This is a genomic window from Paraburkholderia jirisanensis (assembly GCF_054782355.1).
Genome location: NZ_BAAGSQ010000025.1, coordinates 369,763 through 387,409, shown reverse-complemented (window position 1 = coordinate 387,409; position 17,647 = coordinate 369,763). Strand labels below are relative to the sequence as shown.

Sequence of the window (17,647 nt, the reverse complement as noted above, 5' to 3'; positions counted from 1 at the left end):
TCCCTAGTGCGTGGCGACGTGCTGCGGTTCAGCGGCGCGGGCGCGCGCAGCGGGTTCGAAGCGTTCCCACAAACCGTCCAGTACGCGGCCCGGCCCGATCTGCGTGGCCTCGGTCACGCCGCGCTCGTGCAGGAACTGCATCGTGTCGACCCAGCGCACCGGACGCACGATCTGAGCTTCGAGCACCTCGCGCACGGTGCCCGGCTGATACGGCAGCCCGGTTGCACTCGACAGCGTCGGCAGTTTGGGATCGACCAGTTCGAAACCGCGCAGCCTGTCGCGGAACTGCGCCGCTGCGTCGGCCGCATAGCGCGAATGGAAAGCGCCGCCGACGTGCAGGTGCACCGTACGAGCCAGCTCACGCTCGACCAGCATCGCATCGAGCGCCGCGATGTCCGCGTCGGGTCCGGCCAGCACGGTCTGGGTCGGCAGGTTGTAGTTGGCAACGTCGAGCCCGGCGATGCCCAGTTCGTCGATCAGCGCCTGCAGCTGCCGCAGTTCGAGGCCGATCACCGCCAGCATCGAACCGCTGCCGGCGCTCGCCATGCAGCGTGCGCGCGCCAGCACGATTTGCAGGCCGGTCTCGAAATCGAAGCTGCCCGCAGCGAACAGCGCGCTGAATTCGCCGAGGCTATGCCCTGCGATAAACGCCGGCCATGGTTCGCGGCGTCGTTTGTCGAGAAACAGCAATGCGTTCACCACGAACAACGCCGGCTGGCAGTATTCAGTGGTGGCCAGTTTGCCGTCCGGGTCTTCGAGACATAGCTCGCGGATCGAATAGCCGAGAATGTCGTCGGCTCTCGCAACGAGGCCCGGATAAAGATCGAATACCTGTGCACCCATACCGCGACGCTGGGTGCCCTGACCGGGAAACAGCCACGCGCGGCTCATCGGCGCACCTCCGGCTGGCGCGTGCCGTAAGCGTGCTCCGCGGTGTCGGCAGGCGCCGCGCTCTCCCACGGAAAACGGCGGTTTTGCGCAAAATCGTTTAGCCGCAGCGCGACATCGGCGGACGACAGAATGCGCTCCAGTTCGGTTTGCGCGAACTCGAGCACGTTATCGTCGAGTGCCGCAAGCTGGCCCAGATAGCGCTTGGCGCGGCCGATTCCTTGTGGCGCGACCATCCGCAAGCGCTGCAGCAGCTTCGGCAGCGCATCGGCCTGCAGCGAATCGACCAGCCCGCAGGCCAGTGCGGCTTCGGCATTCACCGGCATGGTCGACAGCGTCATGCGCAGGCAGGCCTGAAAGCCGACACGCCGGATCAGAAACGGCGCAATCAGACAGGGCACCAGCCCCCACAGGATTTCCGGCAGGCTGAAGATGCTGCGCGGGGTCGCCAGGACATAATCGCTTGCCGCCGCGAGCCCGACGCCGCCGCCGCTTGCCTTGCCATCGACCACGCTGACCACCATCACGCTCGCCTGCGTCATGTGGCGCAGCAGCGCCGCAAAGCGTTCGCCGCCGGAACCTTTGACTACCAGTCCGCTCGCGGCAGCCTCGAGGTCCATGCCACTACTGAAGTAGCCAGCCGAGCCCTCGATGATCAATGCGCGTGCGGCAGGGTCGGCTTCGCACGCGTGCAGCGCGTCGCGCAACGCATCGACCACCTCAGGCGACAGCTTGTTCTGGCTCGCACCTGCGTTGAGCACCACACGGTGCCAGTTCGCGCCTCGTTCGTTGAGCACCAGATCATTCGACATAGTCATGCCCAGCGGTATTCGCGGTGGAAGTTTTTGATGCCGGCAAGCACCAGCAGTCCGCTACCGTCGAAGTGCGACTGCATGATGTGCCGATACGTGGACAGATCGGGTTCGAGGTCCTGCACGCCACACATGCGCTGCACGCTCAGGTTGCTGATGGTTTCGTAGTCGTTCATGCGGAGCGGGTGCCGGCCGGCGATCGCCTGCGTCATGCCGAGTGCGCGGAAGCGCTGGATGCTGTCCGGACCGATCACCCCGCTATAGAACTCGGACGCGCAACCGGATCCGTACGAAAACATGCCGATGCGTTGCGCAGCGTTTTCGTCGACGTGCTCGAGCAGCGAGCACAACGCCAGGTAGAGCGATGCGGAGTACACGTTGCCGACCACCTGGCAGGCGCGGATCGACGGCTCCACGCGGGTTGCGAAATGCGCTTCGATGTCGCTGGCGGCCCAGCCTGCCGCGTGGCTCAGCAAGCGTCGGTGCGCCGACTTGACCATGCCGGCGAACGGCGTGTGAAACACCAGATACCTGAAGGAACTGCTCAGATCGACACCGTCGACCACTTCGCAATAGTGCTGATAACTGGCCTCGAGACACGACATATACGAGAGAATCGACAGATCGCTGTCGCCTGCTTCGAGATCCGCGCGTGGCCGCAACGTATCCATCACCTCGAAGCTGTGATAGCCATTCGCGCCGAAGTCGACCGCCAGTACGTCGGGCTGGTTGCTCACCAGCATCGCGACTGCGCCCGCGCCCTGCGATGGCTCCCAGTAGGTATTGCGTGCAGCAATGCTCGATGCGTCTGCGGCAATCACCAGCGCCTTAACGTCGGTACGCGGACTCGCCTTGACGAACGAAAGCGCCATCTGCAATGCGGCCGTACCGCCGTAGCACGCGTGCTTCACTTCAAACGAGCGACAACGCCGCGACAAACCAAGATAGTGAGCGATATACGTGCTGATCGGCTTGCCGAAGTCGAGGCCCGATTCAGTACCGACGATCACCAGCTCGATGGCCTCGCGCTCGGCTTCGCCCAGCGCATCGACCAACGGCTTCGCTGCGTTGACCGCGTTGGTGACGGGATCCTCGATCGGTAAATTGACCGACTTGCGCACCATCAGCAAGTTCGACATTCGCGCTGCGTCCAGCTTGCGCGCCTCAAAGAGTTCCGCCACACCAAGCGACATGCGCCCGACGTACGGATGGATAGCCTGAATTCCTACGGTCATACAAGCTCCAAAGTACTTCTCTTTCAGATCATCGGACAGATACTAATTAGGTATACATAATTGGACGAACACAGTCGTCGATACCCGAAGTTATTGCTTGAGATCCTTGCCTGCTGCTGAATTTCACCCAACTTCACCCAACTGCAAGGGGTCTCGCCAGGACGGACATCGCATGCGCCTGCTGTATCTTCGGACCGCTATTGCCCCATTCGTGCCGCAGCAAGTCGACTTCGTCGCCCTCTTTTACACGTAGCGCGAGGCTCTCTATGTGGCCATCCGTCGTGCTCCGATGCGCAAGCCACCATGGGCCTGCTGCTTCGGCGGGAACCGCACGCACGGCCGGCTTCGGATCGAGCTCGAATGCAAGCTGCTGGAACGGCAAGCCAAGCCCCTTTCCCACTGCTTTGGACAATGCTTCTTTCAACGTCCAGAATCGGATGAACATCGCAGCCCGCTGTATATCTGTCAGCATATCGATACGTGCCAGCTCCGAAGGAGCAAGACAGCTGGCCTGCATTGCAGGGCTGGCCTCATGACGGCCAAGCGGCTCCACGTCGACGCCGCAATCGAGTTCCGCACATACCACGCACGTGACCCGGCTCGCGCAATGAGACAGATTGAAGCGCAGGCACGAGTGCATCTGCGCATGCAGTTCAGGACGACCATACGCGCCAGCCGAGAAAAGCCACTCAGCCGGCTGATAAGCCGGCACCGACGCGCTCAACGCAAGGCGCAACAAGCCGTGCGCCGCCAGATAGGCGCACCGGTCGCGCGCAAACACAAAGCGTTCAGCCCGCGCTAGTTCCGCGGAGCTACAGATCGTCGTGAGTTCGTCTAATGCATGCGCCGACAGCGTTTGAACCGATGCGCTCCACCATGCCACCCGGTGACGCGCCATGCTCAGGCGCCGGTCAGCTCGATAATCAGCCGGCTCTTCATCGGATCCTGCTGGTCCGCTTCGATACGGACCGCAACCGCAGCCGCGGCCACGCTGCCTGTGCTCGCTGCGGCCACCAATTGCGCGTTGATCTGCGCAACGCCGTTCTCGAATACGCCGTCATGGCGCAGCACCAGCGTGCCCTGCAATGCACCGCCTTCGATTGACACGACTTCGTACCCCGCGAATAACGCCTTCGCGGCGCTCAGGTAAAGCAATGAATAGCCGACCGTCGACTTGCCTTCCAAACCACCCTCATAGCGGTACGTGACCGTCGCGTTGGCAGCCTTCATTGCATCGTTGAATTCAGTCAAAGTCTGCTCGGCCCAGTCAAGCATCGACCGGACTGCGATTACCTGCTCACTCATGTCGTCGCCTCGTAAACAATAAATTTTTCCAGCGTCATTTCAAAATTGACCTGGCTTGTTCGTAAACGCCCTGCGCAGCGACGTATGCGAATGCGAAATTCTTATCGCCACGTTGTCGCGGCCGAAGAATTCTGCAACAAGATTGTTCTGTATACCAAATCATTTTTAATTCTCAACGAAATTTAAATTCGTCGTGCGACCGCATATGCAAAACTGCTAGCGTCACGAAAATTTCTTTGCTCGTTCGACTTACTATGTGCTATTTCTGCTGCTAGGATTCGTGCTGCACTTCTCGTGAATGGACGCTTGTCGTCGCTGTCAAATTTGCCAGCCATGAGCGGAGTTCTTTCCACTCCGTTGGCAGGATGAGCAACACACGACATCGGTAGTGGAGACAGGAAAGTACGCGTCGGATGCTCTGCAAGCAGATCGTTAGCGTTGATCGCAGGCATTGTTTCGCGCAGGTCCATTCGGTTTTCAATCAATGCGTTCGTATTTTTCTTGATATGCGCTACATATGCCTGCTTAGAGGAATCAACGTCAGCGGTCATCGCAAGGTGAGCATGAAAGAGTTGCTTGCCATGTGTGTCGAGCTTGGCTTCGAGAATGCCAGCAGCTATCTGCAAAGCGGCAATCTGATCGTCGATTCGAAATTGAAAGCTGCGCAGGTCGAAGCGATGCTCGAGCGCGAAATCGGGAGTCGCTTCGGCTATCCCGACGTAGCGGTGATGGCGTGGACAGGCGCGGACATCGCGGCCGCGCTCCACGGCTTGCCTGACGGCTGGAAGGATTACGATCAGACGAAGCTGCACTTCACTTTTTTGAAGGAACCCGTCAAACCTTCCAGACCGGCATCGTCCGACTATCTTCCAGACGAGTATTCGCTTGGCAAACAGGTGGTGTACGTGTCCTGCCCCAACGGATATGGACGCACCAAACTGAACAACAGCTTCTTCGAACGCCTGCTCGGCACCAAAGCGACCACGCGAAACTGGAACACCACCAGCAATCTGCTCGATCTGGTCAACGCCTAGCAAGTCCAAGCGCCCCATGTGGGGATCAGTCACTGCGCGGGCCTCTACGGCCCGCGCACACGCCGGATGGTTAAAACGAAATGACAGAACATGGATCAGGCAGTGTCGCCCACAGCTTTGCCTCTGCTGCTCAGGCTCAGCTGAAGAGTCACGCAGCGGTCATACATTCGCTCAATGCCGGCATGGTGATTCACCGCGAGGCGCAGGTTCACTACGACTATATGAACGAAGCGCGTACCTTTGCGCTCGAGCTGCAAGGCTATATGAACAGCAAGCTCACGCCGGATGCGACTACGCTCGTCTACGAAGAAGTTTTCGGCACCCACGGCAAGATGCATTGGCTGGTGCACATGAAGTCCCCCGCCGACTACGGGCGCCTGCTGAATCTGGTCGATCACGACAAGGCGTTCCAGCAGATCTACCAGGGCGACCGCTTGCCTGCGCGCGGCGGCGGTAACTGGGAACGCATGTTCGTGCAGGGCAGCTTTCGCGAGAAAGTCATCGTGCCACAGCATGGCTTCGCGCGCGAAGCCATGGACGAACTCGATCCGCACAGCTTCCTGCCGCCGGCTCGCCACCAGATTGCCGCGGACAATGCACCATTCCTGAATTCGGCCAACTGCGGCACGCTCGTGATGCGCACGCTGCAAGCCCGCTACGAATCGCGCGATCTGGCGCGCTTCTATCTGAGCGAGTGGCAAAGCTACGTCAACCGGAAGCTCGGCGGTGTCGCGACGGTCGCGCAGTTCGAGGAAATGTGGGGTACTCAGGACCGGCTGCATCTGCTGATTCACTTGCGCGATATCGAAGCGTGTCACGCATTGCGCCACCTCGAATCGACCGACGCGCCACTGCGCGAGTTGATGGCAAAACCTCGCGTCGAGCTACGCGGCGAACCGCTAGCCTGGGGCGGCTTGTTCGAAACCGGATCGATGCACGATACGGTGATGCTGGCCGTCGTACCCTCGCAAAGCTGAGCGCTGTTAATTCACCGTGTCGTGCCTGCACGCCGGGGCATATTCCAACCAGATGGAGTCAGAACATGATTACACGCAAGAGCGCGTTCAAGATCACGCAGTGGGACGAAGTTGAAAATGGCGAGTGGGAAGGCGGCAAGCTGACCCGCACGCTTGCCACCAAGGCGTTCACCGGCGAGCTCGAAGGCACCGCCGTGCTGGAGGCCATCATGCTGCGCCTCGCCGGCGACCAGGGCGTGATGAGCTACGTCGGCGTGGAACGCATCAGTTGCGTGCTTGACGGCCGCGAAGGCAGCTTCATCCTGACGCACAATGCCGAGGCCAACAGCGGCGAGCGCCAGGCGACGTGGAAAATCCTGCCCGGCTCGGGCACCGGTGGCCTGAGCGGAATCAGCGGCAGCGGCAGCATTACGCCAGATCACGATTTCATTCTGACCTACGAACTGAGTGGCCAGTGATGCGCCTGTTGAGCCCGTTCAGCGGCTGGCGCAATCGCGCAATGCAGCCGGCAGCATTGGCCGCAGCCAGTACGCTGACGATCCCGGATCTCCTCGACGCGCGCGCGCAAACGCTGCCCGAGCACACGCCGCTGCGCGTACCGTCTGGTGGCACGCTGTCGTATCGCGACTGGCACGCGCGGTCCGCTTCCGCTGCGCTCGGTCTATACCAGAACGGGCTGCGGGTGGGCGCGCGCGTGGCGCTGATCTTCGACGGACTCGACTGGCTCGATTACGCGATCGCATATATCGCAGTGCTGCGCTGCGGCGCGACCGCACTGCACATGAACGGCCACATGGCGGACGCGGAAATGCAGCGCAGGCTCGCCGAGTGCGAATGCACGATGGCGATCCGTTCGGCTTTCCTGAAGCCGCCACGCAGTTTCGGCGGCCAGCATTTCACGCTTGCCGAACTGATGCGGGGCGAAAGCTCGGCACCGGCGGTGGCCATCGCGCCGGACAGCGTTGCCGAAATACGCTATACGTCGGGCACGACAGGGTCCGCCAAAGGCTATCTGGTCAGCCACGACAATCTGACATACGGACGCACGCTCGACTCGATGCGCGAACTGTCGAACGCATCTGGCATGCTGGTGCCGATGACGCTTGGCACCTCCACTAGCGCGACCCTGATGGTGATCGGCCTGACCTCGGCCGCGCCGATGCTTTTGTGCTCACCGCTCGATATCGAAACAATGGGCACGCTGATCGCGTCGCAGCAGATCCCGGCGTTCATGATCACACCGCGCGTTGCTCAGGAAGTGGTCGAAGCAAGGCTCGGCGAACGCTACGACCTCGCCTCGGTGAAGCTCGTCGCTTCGGCTTCGTCGCCGTTGAGCCCGTCGATGGCTGCAGCGCTGCTGGCAATGATGCCCAATGCAAAACTGCAGATCGCCTGTGCGCAATCGGAGGCGAGTCCGGCGCTGCTCACCCATACGTATTCACACGACAAGCCATTCTCGGTGGGCCGCCCCACGCCGGCTACCGAAGTGCGCGTCGTCGGTCCCGATCTGCGCGAAGTGCGCGCGGGCGACGTGGGTGAGCTGTGGCTGCGTACCGCGGCGCCCAAGCGGCTCTTTCTGGGTGCACCCGACATCAACGCGCTGCTTCTGAAGGACGGCTGGTACCGCACCGGCGATCTGGTGCGGATGGACGCCGGCGGAGAAATCGAGTTCTTCGACCGCAAGGTCGACGCGTTGCCGCGCGACGGCCAGCTGGTGTCGTCGATCCACATGGAAGCGACGCTGATGGACGATCCGCTCGTGCGCGAAGCGGCGGTGGTGTCGATCGACATCGACGCAGCACATGCCAAGGTCATCGCGTTCGTCGTGCTGCGCGAACCCGATGCCTTGCAAGCGGTAAAAGACGGCCTTGCGCGCAGCGTGCCGCCCGCGCACTTTCCGGACGAGTTCGTCGTGCTATCGGCGCTGCCGCGTACGCAAAACGGCAAGGTGCTGAAACGGCAGCTACGACTCAACGTCGGTATTCGCTAAATCAGTTCAACGAGCAGTTCAACAACTTCCTGGCAGAACGCAAAGGATCTGGCAATGTACGATCTGATCGTGGTGGGCGCTCGCGTCGCGGGCTCGCCTGCGGCAATGCTCGCCGCTCGCGCGGGTTTGCGTGTGCTGTTGCTGGACCGTGCGGGCTTCCCGTCCGACACATTGTCGACCAACTATATTCATCAACCCGGGTGTGCACGTCTGGCGCGCTGGGGATTGCTGCAGCGAGTGATCGACTCCGGCTGCCCTGCTCTGATGCGCACCCGCTTCGAAACCCGCGGTATCGTCATCGAAGGCGGCATCAGTCCGGACTACGCACAGCTCAGCGCCTACGCGCCGCGGCGTTATGTGCTCGACCCGCTGCTGCTCGAAGCGGCAAAGGAGGCCGGCGCGGAATTCCGCGAGCACTGCACGGTTACCCAGCTGATCGAGCAGGAAGGCCGCTGCGGCGGCGTGATGCTGCGCGACCGGTCCGGCGCGCTTCATCAGGAACGTGCGCATCTGGTGGTCGGCGCCGACGGCATGCATTCGAGCATCGCGCGTCTCACGGGCGCCGAGATAACGCGTGAAGATCCGCTGATGACATGCGCGTACTACTCGTTCTGGGAAGGTCTCGATTCCGGCTACGAACTGTACGAGGGCAACGATCTATGGGTAGGCGCGGTACCGACTAACGGCTCGGTACTCATTGCCACCTACTTCAGGCAGGACCAGTTTGCGGCGATTCGCTCGAATGCATTCAATGCACACGTCGATGCGATCAAAAGCTGCGCGCCGGCTCTTTACGAGCGGATGCAAGGCGCGCAGCAGACCGGCAAGCTGTGGGGAACCGGCGTACAGCGCAATTTCTTTCGCCGCGCGGCGGGCCCCGGTTGGGCGTTGATAGGCGACGCCGGCCATCACAAGGATTCGATCAGCGCAAGAGGGATCACGGACGCGTTCGTGCAGGCCGAGCTGCTGATCAAACGTATTCAGGGCAAGGTGGACGACGCCGCGCAGCTCGACGCCGCCCTCGCCGATTTTGCGCGGGACCGGGATGCGTTGATGCTGCCCGGCTATCACGCCACGCTCACCATCGCTCAGATGGACAAGCAGGAAAGCCGGCTCGAGCTGCTGCGCAAGGTCGCGCAAGACAGCAACTACACCGGACTCTATTTCGACGTGGTCGCAGGAATTCGCTCCGGCGCGGAACTGAAAAGCGCACTGCAGGAGCGGCACATCGCGATGCAGCCATAACGCGGCAGAGCCGCCCGACCCGGTCAAGGTTCGCCGTTATTCTCAACCGATCTGCCAGGAGAACGCCATGACGCAACATGCCAGCGCACTTTCGCACGAAGACACCGTGCCGTGCGCGCTTCATCAGACCTCGATTCCGTACGAACAGCTGCTCCATTCGGCGAATGCCGGCCTCGTCGTGCATCGCAAGGCGATCGCCAAGGCCGAATATCGCTCGGAAGCGCGCGTGTTCGCGCGCGAGCTCGGTGAATACATCACCAGCCAGCGGGTGGGCGTCGCGTCGGTGTACGTCTACGAAGAGACCTTCGGCACCAAGGATGTGGTTCATTGGCTCATGCACATCACCAGCCTCGACGCATATCAGACGCTGGTCAAGATGGGCAACAGCGATCCCGGTTTTCGTGAAATCTTCTTCAAGGAGCGCATCGATGCGAAAAAAGGCGGCGGCACCTGGGACCGCATCTTCGTCGATGGCAGCGTGACGGAAACCGTGCTGTTGCCGCAGTTCTACGGCATGTATGGCACGGCTGTCGACGGCCGGCCGGCGGTAGTGACCAAGGAGACCAGCTCGGGCGGTCTGATCCTGCCGCCGGCACAGCACCAGACTGCGGTGCCGCCCGAACAGCTGCTGAACTCGGCCAATGCCGGCATCGTGATTCACCGCACCGGGCAGCTGTCGTTCCGGTTTCGCGCCGAGGGCCGGCAGTTCGCGCGCGCGGTGGCGGAAACCATCAACGTGAACCAGCGCGGCGTCGCATCGGTGTTCCTGTACGAGGAAGCGTTCGGCCGCTCGGATCGGATTCACTGGCTGATTCATCTGAAAGACCTGTCCGCCTACTACTCGCTGATCGACATGCGTGCGGCGATGACGCCGGAGGTCGCGGCCGTGTACAGCAAGCAGTGGATCTCCGATGAAAAGGGCGGCGGCGACTGGAGCCGCATGTTCCTCGACGCAACGCTCGAGGACATCGCGCTGACGCCGCAGCACTGGAACATGTACGCGACCCGCAGTGCCGTGCCGGCTTCGGCGCTGGCCGAAGCGCCGCAATGACGGCTTGAATCCGATGGTCACTGCCGGCGGCGCGGTGCGGCCGGCGACCCTTCGATTCGCCGCGCGCGAAATCGACCGAACCTTGAGCACGTTGAATCGATGATCTCGCTGACCCAATCAACCCGCGTACTGGCAATCTCGGGCCTGTCGATGCTGCTGGGCGCCTGTGCGGTGAATCCGCCCTACCAGGCGAGCGCCCCGGACGCGCCCGCTCACTGGAGCCGTACCGGACAGGATCCATCGGCTGCACCGCTGCCTGCGGACGGCGAAGCCTGGTGGACGCAGCTTCACGATCCGGCCATCGACACCCTGATCGAGGCTTCGTTCACCGACAATCCAACTCTTGAACAGGCGCTTGCACGGGTCGATCAGGCACGCGCCGAAGTCGGCATCGCGGCTGCGCAGCGCTGGCCGACACTGACCGCAAACGGCACCGCAACGCGTGCGAAGACGGAAATTGGCGTCGGCAATAACTCTGGCTTCTTCGGCAGCAACTCGCAGATTGGCCAGAATTTCGACCTGCTTTACAGCGGTGCCCAGATCGGCCCTAGTCTCACGTGGGAGCTCGATCTGTGGGGGCGGGTCAAGCAATCGACGATCGAGGCCAACAAACGCCTCGCGGCGCGCGATGCCGATGCGCAGAGCGCGCGGCTCGCCCTTGCCGCGGAAGTCGCGCGCGGTGTGCTGAACCTGCGTGCGTGCCGCTACTCGCTGAAGGTGCGCGACGACGACATCGTTTCGCGCGAGCTCGAATTGAAGCTGATCCGGCAGCGCCTGAATGCCGGCAACGTCGCGCTGGTCGACGAGGCCAGTGCGATCAGCAATCTCGCCACCGCGCGCACCGCCCGCCTCGCGCAGGCCGAGCAATGCGAGCATTACCAGAATTCGCTGGTTGCGCTGTCAGGGCGCGATCTGCAAACGGTCCAGCAACTGGTCGCCGCGCCGCTGCGCGACGGCGCCGGGATCCCGGCGCCGCCGCCTACCCAGCTCGCGCTGCCGGCCACGGTGCTCGCCACCCATCCGAACGTGGTGTCCGCCCAACGGGAAGTCGAAGCAGCGTGGGCGGACATCGGCGTAGCGAAGGCCGACCGTCTGCCGAAGTTCGAGCTTGACGCGGTGCTGTCGGGCCAATGGATTAGCGCGCTCGGCAAAACCGTCAGCCTGCTTGCGTGGTCGGTTGGTCCGACCATCAGCGGCACGCTGTTCGACGGCGGCTCGGGCAGCAGCAAGGTGGCGGCCGCGCGCGGCCGTTACCGCGAAGCCATGGCGAATCTCAACGCGCAGCTGCGCGAAACCGTGCAGAACGTCGAAGACGCGCTAGCCCAGCAAGAGTCGGCCGACGCGCGTCTCGTATCGTCACGCGAGGCGCAAGACGCGGCGCGCACCGCGCTGACCGCCAATGAAGCGCGCTGGCACGCCGGTGCGATCAGCCGTTTCGAACTTGAAAATTCGCGGCGCCAGTTCGAAGTGACCGAGGAAAGCGTCATCGATGCAGCACGCGATCGCAGCGCCGCCTGGGTCGCCCTCGTGAAGGCCACCGGTTACGGTCCGAGCCTCGCTGCCGTGCAGCCCGACACCCCTACTCAAACACCCCGATCATGACTCTCCGAAAGGTACGCGCGCTACAGATGCTGGCCGCATGTGCGGTGCTAGGCATCGGCGCAGGCATCTATACGCTTGCATCGAGCAAGCCGGCCGAACCTGCGCAGGCGGCAAAGCGCGAGCCGGCGCTTACCGTTACCGTGGCCACGCCGCACGAGGCGGACTGGCCGGTGACGGTCAACACATCTGGAGCGATCGCTGCGTGGCAGGAGTCGAGTATCGATGCGGAAGTCGGTGGCTATCGTCTTACCGAAGTCGAGGTGGATGTCGGCGACGTGGTCAGGCGCGGCCAGCTTCTGGCGCGCGTGAACTCGGATCTGCTGCGTGCAGAGGCCAGCCAGCTGGAGGCTTCGCTCGCCCAGGCGCAAGCGAGCGCCTCCCAGGCGGAGCTCAACCGGCAGCGTATGGTCGGTCTGCGCGCCAGCGGCGGGATCAGCGAGCAGGACGTGCTGCAATTCGTCACGCAGGCGCAAACCGCCAAGGCGCAAGTCGACTATGCGCGCGCGGCGCTTGCTCAAAAGCGCATCCAGCTGCGCGACGCTGAGGTGCGTGCGCCGGACGACGGCGTGATCAGCGCCCGCAGCGCGACCGTCGGCACGGTGGTCACGGCCGGCCAGCAGTTGTTCCGGCTGATCAGACAGAACCGCCTCGAATGGCGCGGCGAACTGACCGCTGCGCAACTGGCGCAGGTCGGCGTCGGACAGAGCGTGCATCTGTGGCTGCCTGACGGCACCGAGGCCGACGCGCGAGTGCGCAGCCTGGCTCCAGCGCTGGATGCGAAGTCGCGTCTGGGCATCGTCTATGCGGATATCGCGGCCGGCAGCCACGCGCGCGCCGGGATGTACGCGAACGGGCAGCTTGTTGTCGCGCAACGGCCTGCGCTAGTCGTGCCGGCGGGCAGTGTCGTCGTGCGCGACGGCTTCAGTTACGTGCTGACGCTGCACGACCGCAGCGCGACGCCGAAGGTGGACCGTGTGCCTGTCACGGTCGGTCGCCGGATCGGCAACGAAGTCGAAATCGTGCAGGGACTCGACAGTTCTCGCCGTGTCGTCGTGCAAGGCGCCAGCTTCCTGAACGACGGCAACGTAGTGCGCGTTGCCGATTCACGCACGGGAGGCACGTCGTGAATCTCGCCACATGGTCGATCCGCAATCCGATCGCGGGCATCATGCTATTCGTCGTACTGGCGCTTGCGGGCGCCATCGGCTTTCACCGTCTGCCGGTCCAGGCATGGCCCGACGTGCTGCTGCCGACCGTCGAAATCACGCTGACGCAGCCCGGCGCGGCCCCCGCGCAACTCGAAACCGAGGTGGTGCGCAAAGTCGAGAACGCGCTCGCCACGATGGCTTCGGTCAAGCACATCCTGACTACGGTCACCGACGGCAAGGTCGTGATCGCGGTGCAGTTCGAGCTCGGCAAGGATCTGTCGAACGCGTTGATCGAAAGCAAGAATACCGTTGACAGCATCCGCCCGCAGTTGCCAGCCGACCTCGAGCAGCCCATCGTCGAGCCCGTGAATTCGACTGGCGAGCCCGTGCTGGTTTACTCGGCATCGTCGTCGAGCATGAGTGAGAGCGAGCTATCCTGGTACGTCGACGATACCATCGCCAAGGCGGTGCTTGCGGTTCCCGGTGTCGGCGCGTTTCATCGCATCGGTGGCGTACAACGTCAGGTGCAGGTCGAAGTCGACCCGACGCAGATGGCGGCGCTGGGCATCAGCGCTGCCGACGTGTCGCGCGCACTGCGCAGCATGCAGCAGCAATCGTCGGGCGGGCGCGCGGAACTCGGCGGATCCGATCAGTCGATTCGCGTGATCGCCACGGTTCACGAAGCGCGCGAACTGGCCAACTTTCCGCTGGTGCTCGGCGACGGCCGTACGGTGCGGTTAAACCAGTTCGCGACCGTCAGCGACGGCCATGCGCAGCGCACCCAGATGGCGCTGCTGGATGGCAAGCCGGTAGTCGGCTTCAGTGTGTCGCGCGCGAAAGGCTACGACGAGACGCTCGTCGCAGCTCACGTGAAAAGCACCTTGAAGGAGCTGCAGAGCCACGACCCCGGGCTTCATCTGCTCGCCACCGACGGCACGATCACCGGTACTGAAGCCGAGTATTCCGGCTCGATGCATATGCTTTACGAAGGCGCGATCCTCGCGGTGCTGGTGGTCTGGTGGTTTCTGCGCGACTGGCGTGCCACGGTGATTGCCGCCTCTGCCTTGCCGCTGTCGATCCTGCCGGCGTTCGCGCTGATGTCGTGGCTGAACTTCTCCCTCAACACACTTTCGTTGCTGGCGCTCGCCGTGGTCACCGGGATTCTGGTCGACGACGCGATCGTCGAAATCGAGAACATCGAAGCGCACCTCAAAAACGGCAAGCCCATTCATCGGGCGGTGGAAGATGCGATCAGGGAGATCGCGCTACCTGTCATTGCGACCACGATGGCCCTGATCGCCGTATTCATGCCGACTTCGATGATGGGTGGCGTGACTGGCCTGTACTTCGTGCAGTTCGGCTGGACCGCGGTCATCGCGGTGCTCGCATCACTGCTGGTGGCGCGTGTGCTGACGCCGATGATGGCGGTGGCCATGCTCGGCCGCCGGCATGACGCGCCGCCGCGCGACGGCGCGCTGATGCAACGCTACCTGGCCGCGGTGCGTTGGTGCCTGACACACCGCAAGCTGACGCTCGCCGCAGCCGCGCTGTTCTTCGTCGGCTCGCTTGCGATGGTGCCGCTGATACCGAGCGGGTTCGTGCCGGCCACCGACAACTCCAGCACCAAGGTCACGCTGACACTGCCTCCCGACAGTTCGTTCGGCGAGAGCCTGGCAACCGCGGAAGCGGCGCGCAAGGCATTGGTGCCACTGCCCGGGGTCGAGCATGTCTTCTCCGCCGTGCATGGCGTCAGTGCCGAACTGACGCTGATTCTCACGCCACGCGGCTCGCGTCCGAATCAGACCGCGATCGAATCGCTCGCGCGCCGCGCGCTGGCCGGCATACCCGGTGCGCGCTTCACCGTGGGCGGCAGCGGCGCCGGCGACCAGTTGCGGCTGATTCTGGCCAGCGACGACGATACCGCGCTGAATGCCGCGGCGCGCGAACTCGAGAGCCAGTTGCGCGGCGTCGGCACGTTGACCAACATCAACTCTACCGCCAGTCTCGAGCGGCCTGAAATCAACGTAAAGCCGGACCTGCAGCGCGCCAGCGAACTCGGCGTGAACACCCTCGCGATCGGCGACGTGGTGCGCATCACGACGAGTGGCGACTTCGACACCCATCTGGCGCGCCTGAATCTGGAGAACCGTCAAGTAGACATCAGTGTGCGGTTGCCGCCCGCCGACCGGCGCGATCTGTCGATACTGGGCAACCTGCGCATTCCGGCCGCGAACGGCGTGGTGCCGCTGTCGTCGATCGCCAGTCTGACTGTCGGCAGCGGGCCATCCGAAATCAACCGCCGCGACCGCCGCCGCTATATCGTCGTCAGTGCCGATCTCGACGGCATGCATCTGGGCGATGCGGTGTCCGCAGCGTATCAGTTGCCCGCGGTGCGCAACCTGCCGGCCAGCGTTGCGCTGATTCCGGACGGCGACGCGGAGTTGCAAAGCGAACTGGCTACCGGCTTCATCACCGCCATCGCGGTTGGCATTCTATGTGTCTATGCGGTACTCGCGTTGTTGTTCGCCGACTTCCTGCAACCGCTGACTATTCTCTCCGCCCTGCCACTGTCGATCGGCGGCGCGCTTCTCGGGCTGCTGGTAACCCGCAACGAGCTCAGTGTGCCTTCGATGCTCGGCCTGTTGATGCTGATGGGGGTCGTCAGCAAGAACTCGATTCTGCTGGTCGAATACGCGATTCTCGGCATCCGCGAACGCAAGCTGCCGGTCCATCAGGCGCTGCTCGATGCCTGCTACCGGCGCGCGCGACCCATCGTGATGACCACCGTGGCCATGACTGCGGGCATGGCGCCGATCGCGCTCGGCTTCGGGGCCGATGCCAGCTTTCGCCGCCCGATGGCCGTGGCGGTCATCGGCGGGTTGATCACGTCGACCGCGCTCAGCCTGCTGGTCGTACCGGTCGTATTCATTTATGTCGACCGCTTCAAGCAGTTCTTGCTGCGGGCCGCGCGACGCAAAGCACCCGTTGCTGCACCCGCGGATCGACGCGGCCGCATTCGCGAGCGGCGCGAGACGCCGCGCAAAAATCCGCAGCCTGCACCGGCAATCAGGGTGCAGAACGAATAGCTCCATAGAAATCTCCGATCCACTACCGCAGATATTGATGCTCGTCGAGGAGACCGCATGTTCGTCGCAGCTGTTCTGTTAAAGATGGCGCTGTATGTCTCGCTGGTCCTGATCACACCTGGCCCGACCAATACGCTCCTGCTGTCGTCAGGTATGAAGGCCGGGTTTCGCGGCTCATGGCACCTCGTGATTGCCGAAGCGCTTGGCTATTTCATCGCCATCTCTCTGTGGGGCTTTTTTCTGGTGTCGTTCGCCACCACGCGGCCCTGGCTGTACGACCTCGTGAAGCTGGCCAGTTCCGCCTACATCCTGTACCTAGCCACATTGCTATGGAAAAGCCCGAAGCTGCAACAGATCGACAAGGGGCCAATCAGCTTTCGCGACATGATGGTTGCGACGATGATGAACCCGAAAGCGCTGTTGTTTGCCAGTGCGATTTTCCCCGCAAAGGCTTTTACGTCGCTTCCGTATTTCGGACTGGCGATGACTATCTTTTTTGCGCTCGTAGCGCCGCTCGGCTCGGGCTGGGCCGCGCTCGGAGGCGCTGTCACGTCGCAGAAATCATGGGCGGCGCATTCCTCAGTGCTATTGCGCGCAGCCTCAGTGGTGTTGCTGATGTTCTCGGGCACCCTCGCGTTTTCGGTACTGAATCGCTAGTGCCCGACCTGCTAATCGATGGCTTCGATATCCAGAAAGCGAATCGATGAGCAACAGCGATCGCTTTGCGCTTCATGTCGAGTCATCCGTGCAACCAATCTCCCACACCGATACCGCGAGCGCGGATGCACCCAGCCCCCCGACCGGTGCCCCGTTACCAGGCACGTTACTGTGACGCCTCCGGGCGCTTGGTTAGGAATTACGAGAACGGTTTCGGGGATCAACATCAATTGCCGTTTTCCTGCTCCCGCTTATCCGGCTGGCGCGCGCGAGGCGCACCAAGCAGGAACAGTGTGGGTGCCGATGCGAATGTCGGCAGACGGAAAGCCGACTCGCGTCGTCGTGGCACGGTCGAGCGGCAACGTCGCGCTAGACGAGGCGGCTATAAATGCTGCGTCGCGGATACAGTGCGGTCCACCTGGTCGCTCAATTGGGTTCATTCAACCGATCGCATTTAGTTTGACCCAGTGAATGCCCGAGGGCCTGGATACGGCCGATTTGCCGTCGGCTCGCCGCAACCATGCGGGTAGGCCCACGCAGCATGCCGGGCACCCGACTCGGGTTGTGACGCGTCGACACCTTTCAACAGACCCAGTTCCAGTTCTTCCTGCCTAGCA

Annotated in this window: 16 protein-coding genes; 11 read left to right on the top strand and 5 right to left on the bottom strand. The window is 62.8% G+C overall.

Annotated features, from left to right (window positions below):
* Positions 1 to 3: 3 nt before the first annotated feature.
* From fabD to ACYVNQ_RS13645, 5 genes are all read right to left on the bottom strand, one after another.
* A complete protein-coding gene (gene fabD / locus ACYVNQ_RS13665; protein WP_460903033.1) occupies positions 4 to 891 on the bottom strand; it encodes an ACP S-malonyltransferase in 888 nt (295 codons plus the stop codon).
* Positions 888 to 1,706: an enoyl-CoA hydratase-related protein gene (locus tag ACYVNQ_RS13660; RefSeq protein ID WP_460903032.1), complete on the bottom strand. Its 819-nt coding sequence runs from the start codon at positions 1,704 to 1,706 to the stop codon at positions 888 to 890. Before ACYVNQ_RS13660 ends, fabD begins: the two co-directional genes overlap by 4 nt.
* Positions 1,703 to 2,935 (bottom strand): hydroxymethylglutaryl-CoA synthase family protein, encoded by a 1,233-nt coding sequence (locus ACYVNQ_RS13655; RefSeq protein ID WP_460903031.1) that lies wholly within the window; start codon positions 2,933 to 2,935, stop codon positions 1,703 to 1,705. The genes ACYVNQ_RS13660 and ACYVNQ_RS13655 overlap by 4 nt, the downstream gene beginning before the upstream one ends.
* A 133-nt stretch (positions 2,936 to 3,068) precedes the next feature.
* Positions 3,069 to 3,833, bottom strand: a complete 765-nt coding sequence (locus ACYVNQ_RS13650) for a 4'-phosphopantetheinyl transferase family protein (RefSeq protein WP_460903030.1) — start codon at positions 3,831 to 3,833, stop codon at positions 3,069 to 3,071.
* Between the two features lie 2 nt (positions 3,834 to 3,835).
* Positions 3,836 to 4,240 carry a DUF3224 domain-containing protein gene (locus ACYVNQ_RS13645; protein ID WP_460903029.1) on the bottom strand — a complete coding sequence of 135 codons (405 nt, stop codon included), beginning with the start codon at positions 4,238 to 4,240 and terminating at the stop codon, positions 3,836 to 3,838.
* 413 nt (positions 4,241 to 4,653) lie between these two features.
* On the opposite strand from ACYVNQ_RS13645, the gene ACYVNQ_RS13640 reads away from it, so the two are divergent.
* The 11 genes from ACYVNQ_RS13640 to ACYVNQ_RS13590 all read left to right on the top strand — a co-directional run bounded on the left by ACYVNQ_RS13640 (position 4,654) and on the right by ACYVNQ_RS13590 (position 17,501).
* Complete coding sequence (locus ACYVNQ_RS13640; protein ID WP_460903028.1) at positions 4,654 to 5,274, top strand: DUF1697 domain-containing protein; 621 nt, start codon at positions 4,654 to 4,656, stop codon at positions 5,272 to 5,274.
* An 80-nt stretch (positions 5,275 to 5,354) separates the two neighbouring features.
* Positions 5,355 to 6,251: a DUF6039 family protein gene (locus tag ACYVNQ_RS13635; protein ID WP_460903027.1), complete on the top strand. Its 897-nt coding sequence runs from the start codon at positions 5,355 to 5,357 to the stop codon at positions 6,249 to 6,251.
* A 65-nt stretch (positions 6,252 to 6,316) separates the two neighbouring features.
* Entirely contained in the window at positions 6,317 to 6,709 is a 393-nt protein-coding gene (locus ACYVNQ_RS13630) for a DUF3224 domain-containing protein (protein WP_460903026.1), read from the top strand.
* The gene (locus tag ACYVNQ_RS13625; RefSeq protein ID WP_460903025.1) at positions 6,709 to 8,241 is read left to right on the top strand and encodes a class I adenylate-forming enzyme family protein; all 1,533 of its coding nucleotides are present in this window, start codon (positions 6,709 to 6,711) and stop codon (positions 8,239 to 8,241) included. The genes ACYVNQ_RS13630 and ACYVNQ_RS13625 overlap by 1 nt, the downstream gene beginning before the upstream one ends.
* A 54-nt stretch (positions 8,242 to 8,295) precedes the next feature.
* On the top strand, positions 8,296 to 9,486 hold the full coding sequence (locus ACYVNQ_RS13620) for an NAD(P)/FAD-dependent oxidoreductase (RefSeq protein ID WP_460903024.1): 1,191 nt from the start codon (positions 8,296 to 8,298) through the stop codon (positions 9,484 to 9,486).
* Positions 9,487 to 9,553: 67 nt separating this feature from the next.
* A complete protein-coding gene (locus tag ACYVNQ_RS13615) occupies positions 9,554 to 10,537 on the top strand; it encodes a DUF6039 family protein (RefSeq protein ID WP_460903023.1) in 984 nt (327 codons plus the stop codon).
* Positions 10,538 to 10,636: 99 nt separating this feature from the next.
* Positions 10,637 to 12,139: an efflux transporter outer membrane subunit gene (locus ACYVNQ_RS13610; RefSeq protein ID WP_460903022.1), complete on the top strand. Its 1,503-nt coding sequence runs from the start codon at positions 10,637 to 10,639 to the stop codon at positions 12,137 to 12,139.
* Complete coding sequence (locus ACYVNQ_RS13605) at positions 12,136 to 13,266, top strand: efflux RND transporter periplasmic adaptor subunit (protein ID WP_460903021.1); 1,131 nt, start codon at positions 12,136 to 12,138, stop codon at positions 13,264 to 13,266. Before ACYVNQ_RS13610 ends, ACYVNQ_RS13605 begins: the two co-directional genes overlap by 4 nt.
* Entirely contained in the window at positions 13,263 to 16,373 is a 3,111-nt protein-coding gene (locus ACYVNQ_RS13600; RefSeq protein ID WP_460903020.1) for an efflux RND transporter permease subunit, read from the top strand. Before ACYVNQ_RS13605 ends, ACYVNQ_RS13600 begins: the two co-directional genes overlap by 4 nt.
* Positions 16,374 to 16,430: 57 nt before the next feature.
* Complete coding sequence (locus ACYVNQ_RS13595; RefSeq protein ID WP_460903019.1) at positions 16,431 to 17,030, top strand: LysE family translocator; 600 nt, start codon at positions 16,431 to 16,433, stop codon at positions 17,028 to 17,030.
* An 18-nt stretch (positions 17,031 to 17,048) separates the two neighbouring features.
* On the top strand, positions 17,049 to 17,501 hold the full coding sequence (locus ACYVNQ_RS13590; protein WP_460903018.1) for an energy transducer TonB: 453 nt from the start codon (positions 17,049 to 17,051) through the stop codon (positions 17,499 to 17,501).
* Positions 17,502 to 17,647 lie beyond the last annotated feature (146 nt).

What these genes read in the sequence shown, in the direction of transcription:
- fabD (WP_460903033.1), bottom strand. Translation starts at nt 891, where the DNA reads ATGAGCCGCGCGTGGCTGTTTCCCGGTCAGGGCACCCAGCGTCGCGGT.
- ACYVNQ_RS13660 (WP_460903032.1), bottom strand. Translation starts at nt 1,706, where the DNA reads ATGACTATGTCGAATGATCTGGTGCTCAACGAACGAGGCGCGAACTGG.
- ACYVNQ_RS13655 (WP_460903031.1), bottom strand. Translation starts at nt 2,935, where the DNA reads ATGACCGTAGGAATTCAGGCTATCCATCCGTACGTCGGGCGCATGTCG.
- ACYVNQ_RS13650 (WP_460903030.1), bottom strand. Translation starts at nt 3,833, where the DNA reads ATGGCGCGTCACCGGGTGGCATGGTGGAGCGCATCGGTTCAAACGCTG.
- ACYVNQ_RS13645 (WP_460903029.1), bottom strand. Translation starts at nt 4,240, where the DNA reads ATGAGTGAGCAGGTAATCGCAGTCCGGTCGATGCTTGACTGGGCCGAG.
- ACYVNQ_RS13640 (WP_460903028.1), top strand. Translation starts at nt 4,654, where the DNA reads ATGCTCTGCAAGCAGATCGTTAGCGTTGATCGCAGGCATTGTTTCGCG.
- ACYVNQ_RS13635 (WP_460903027.1), top strand. Translation starts at nt 5,355, where the DNA reads ATGACAGAACATGGATCAGGCAGTGTCGCCCACAGCTTTGCCTCTGCT.
- ACYVNQ_RS13630 (WP_460903026.1), top strand. Translation starts at nt 6,317, where the DNA reads ATGATTACACGCAAGAGCGCGTTCAAGATCACGCAGTGGGACGAAGTT.
- ACYVNQ_RS13625 (WP_460903025.1), top strand. Translation starts at nt 6,709, where the DNA reads ATGCGCCTGTTGAGCCCGTTCAGCGGCTGGCGCAATCGCGCAATGCAG.
- ACYVNQ_RS13620 (WP_460903024.1), top strand. Translation starts at nt 8,296, where the DNA reads ATGTACGATCTGATCGTGGTGGGCGCTCGCGTCGCGGGCTCGCCTGCG.
- ACYVNQ_RS13615 (WP_460903023.1), top strand. Translation starts at nt 9,554, where the DNA reads ATGACGCAACATGCCAGCGCACTTTCGCACGAAGACACCGTGCCGTGC.
- ACYVNQ_RS13610 (WP_460903022.1), top strand. Translation starts at nt 10,637, where the DNA reads ATGATCTCGCTGACCCAATCAACCCGCGTACTGGCAATCTCGGGCCTG.
- ACYVNQ_RS13605 (WP_460903021.1), top strand. Translation starts at nt 12,136, where the DNA reads ATGACTCTCCGAAAGGTACGCGCGCTACAGATGCTGGCCGCATGTGCG.
- ACYVNQ_RS13595 (WP_460903019.1), top strand. Translation starts at nt 16,431, where the DNA reads ATGTTCGTCGCAGCTGTTCTGTTAAAGATGGCGCTGTATGTCTCGCTG.
- ACYVNQ_RS13590 (WP_460903018.1), top strand. Translation starts at nt 17,049, where the DNA reads ATGGCTTCGATATCCAGAAAGCGAATCGATGAGCAACAGCGATCGCTT.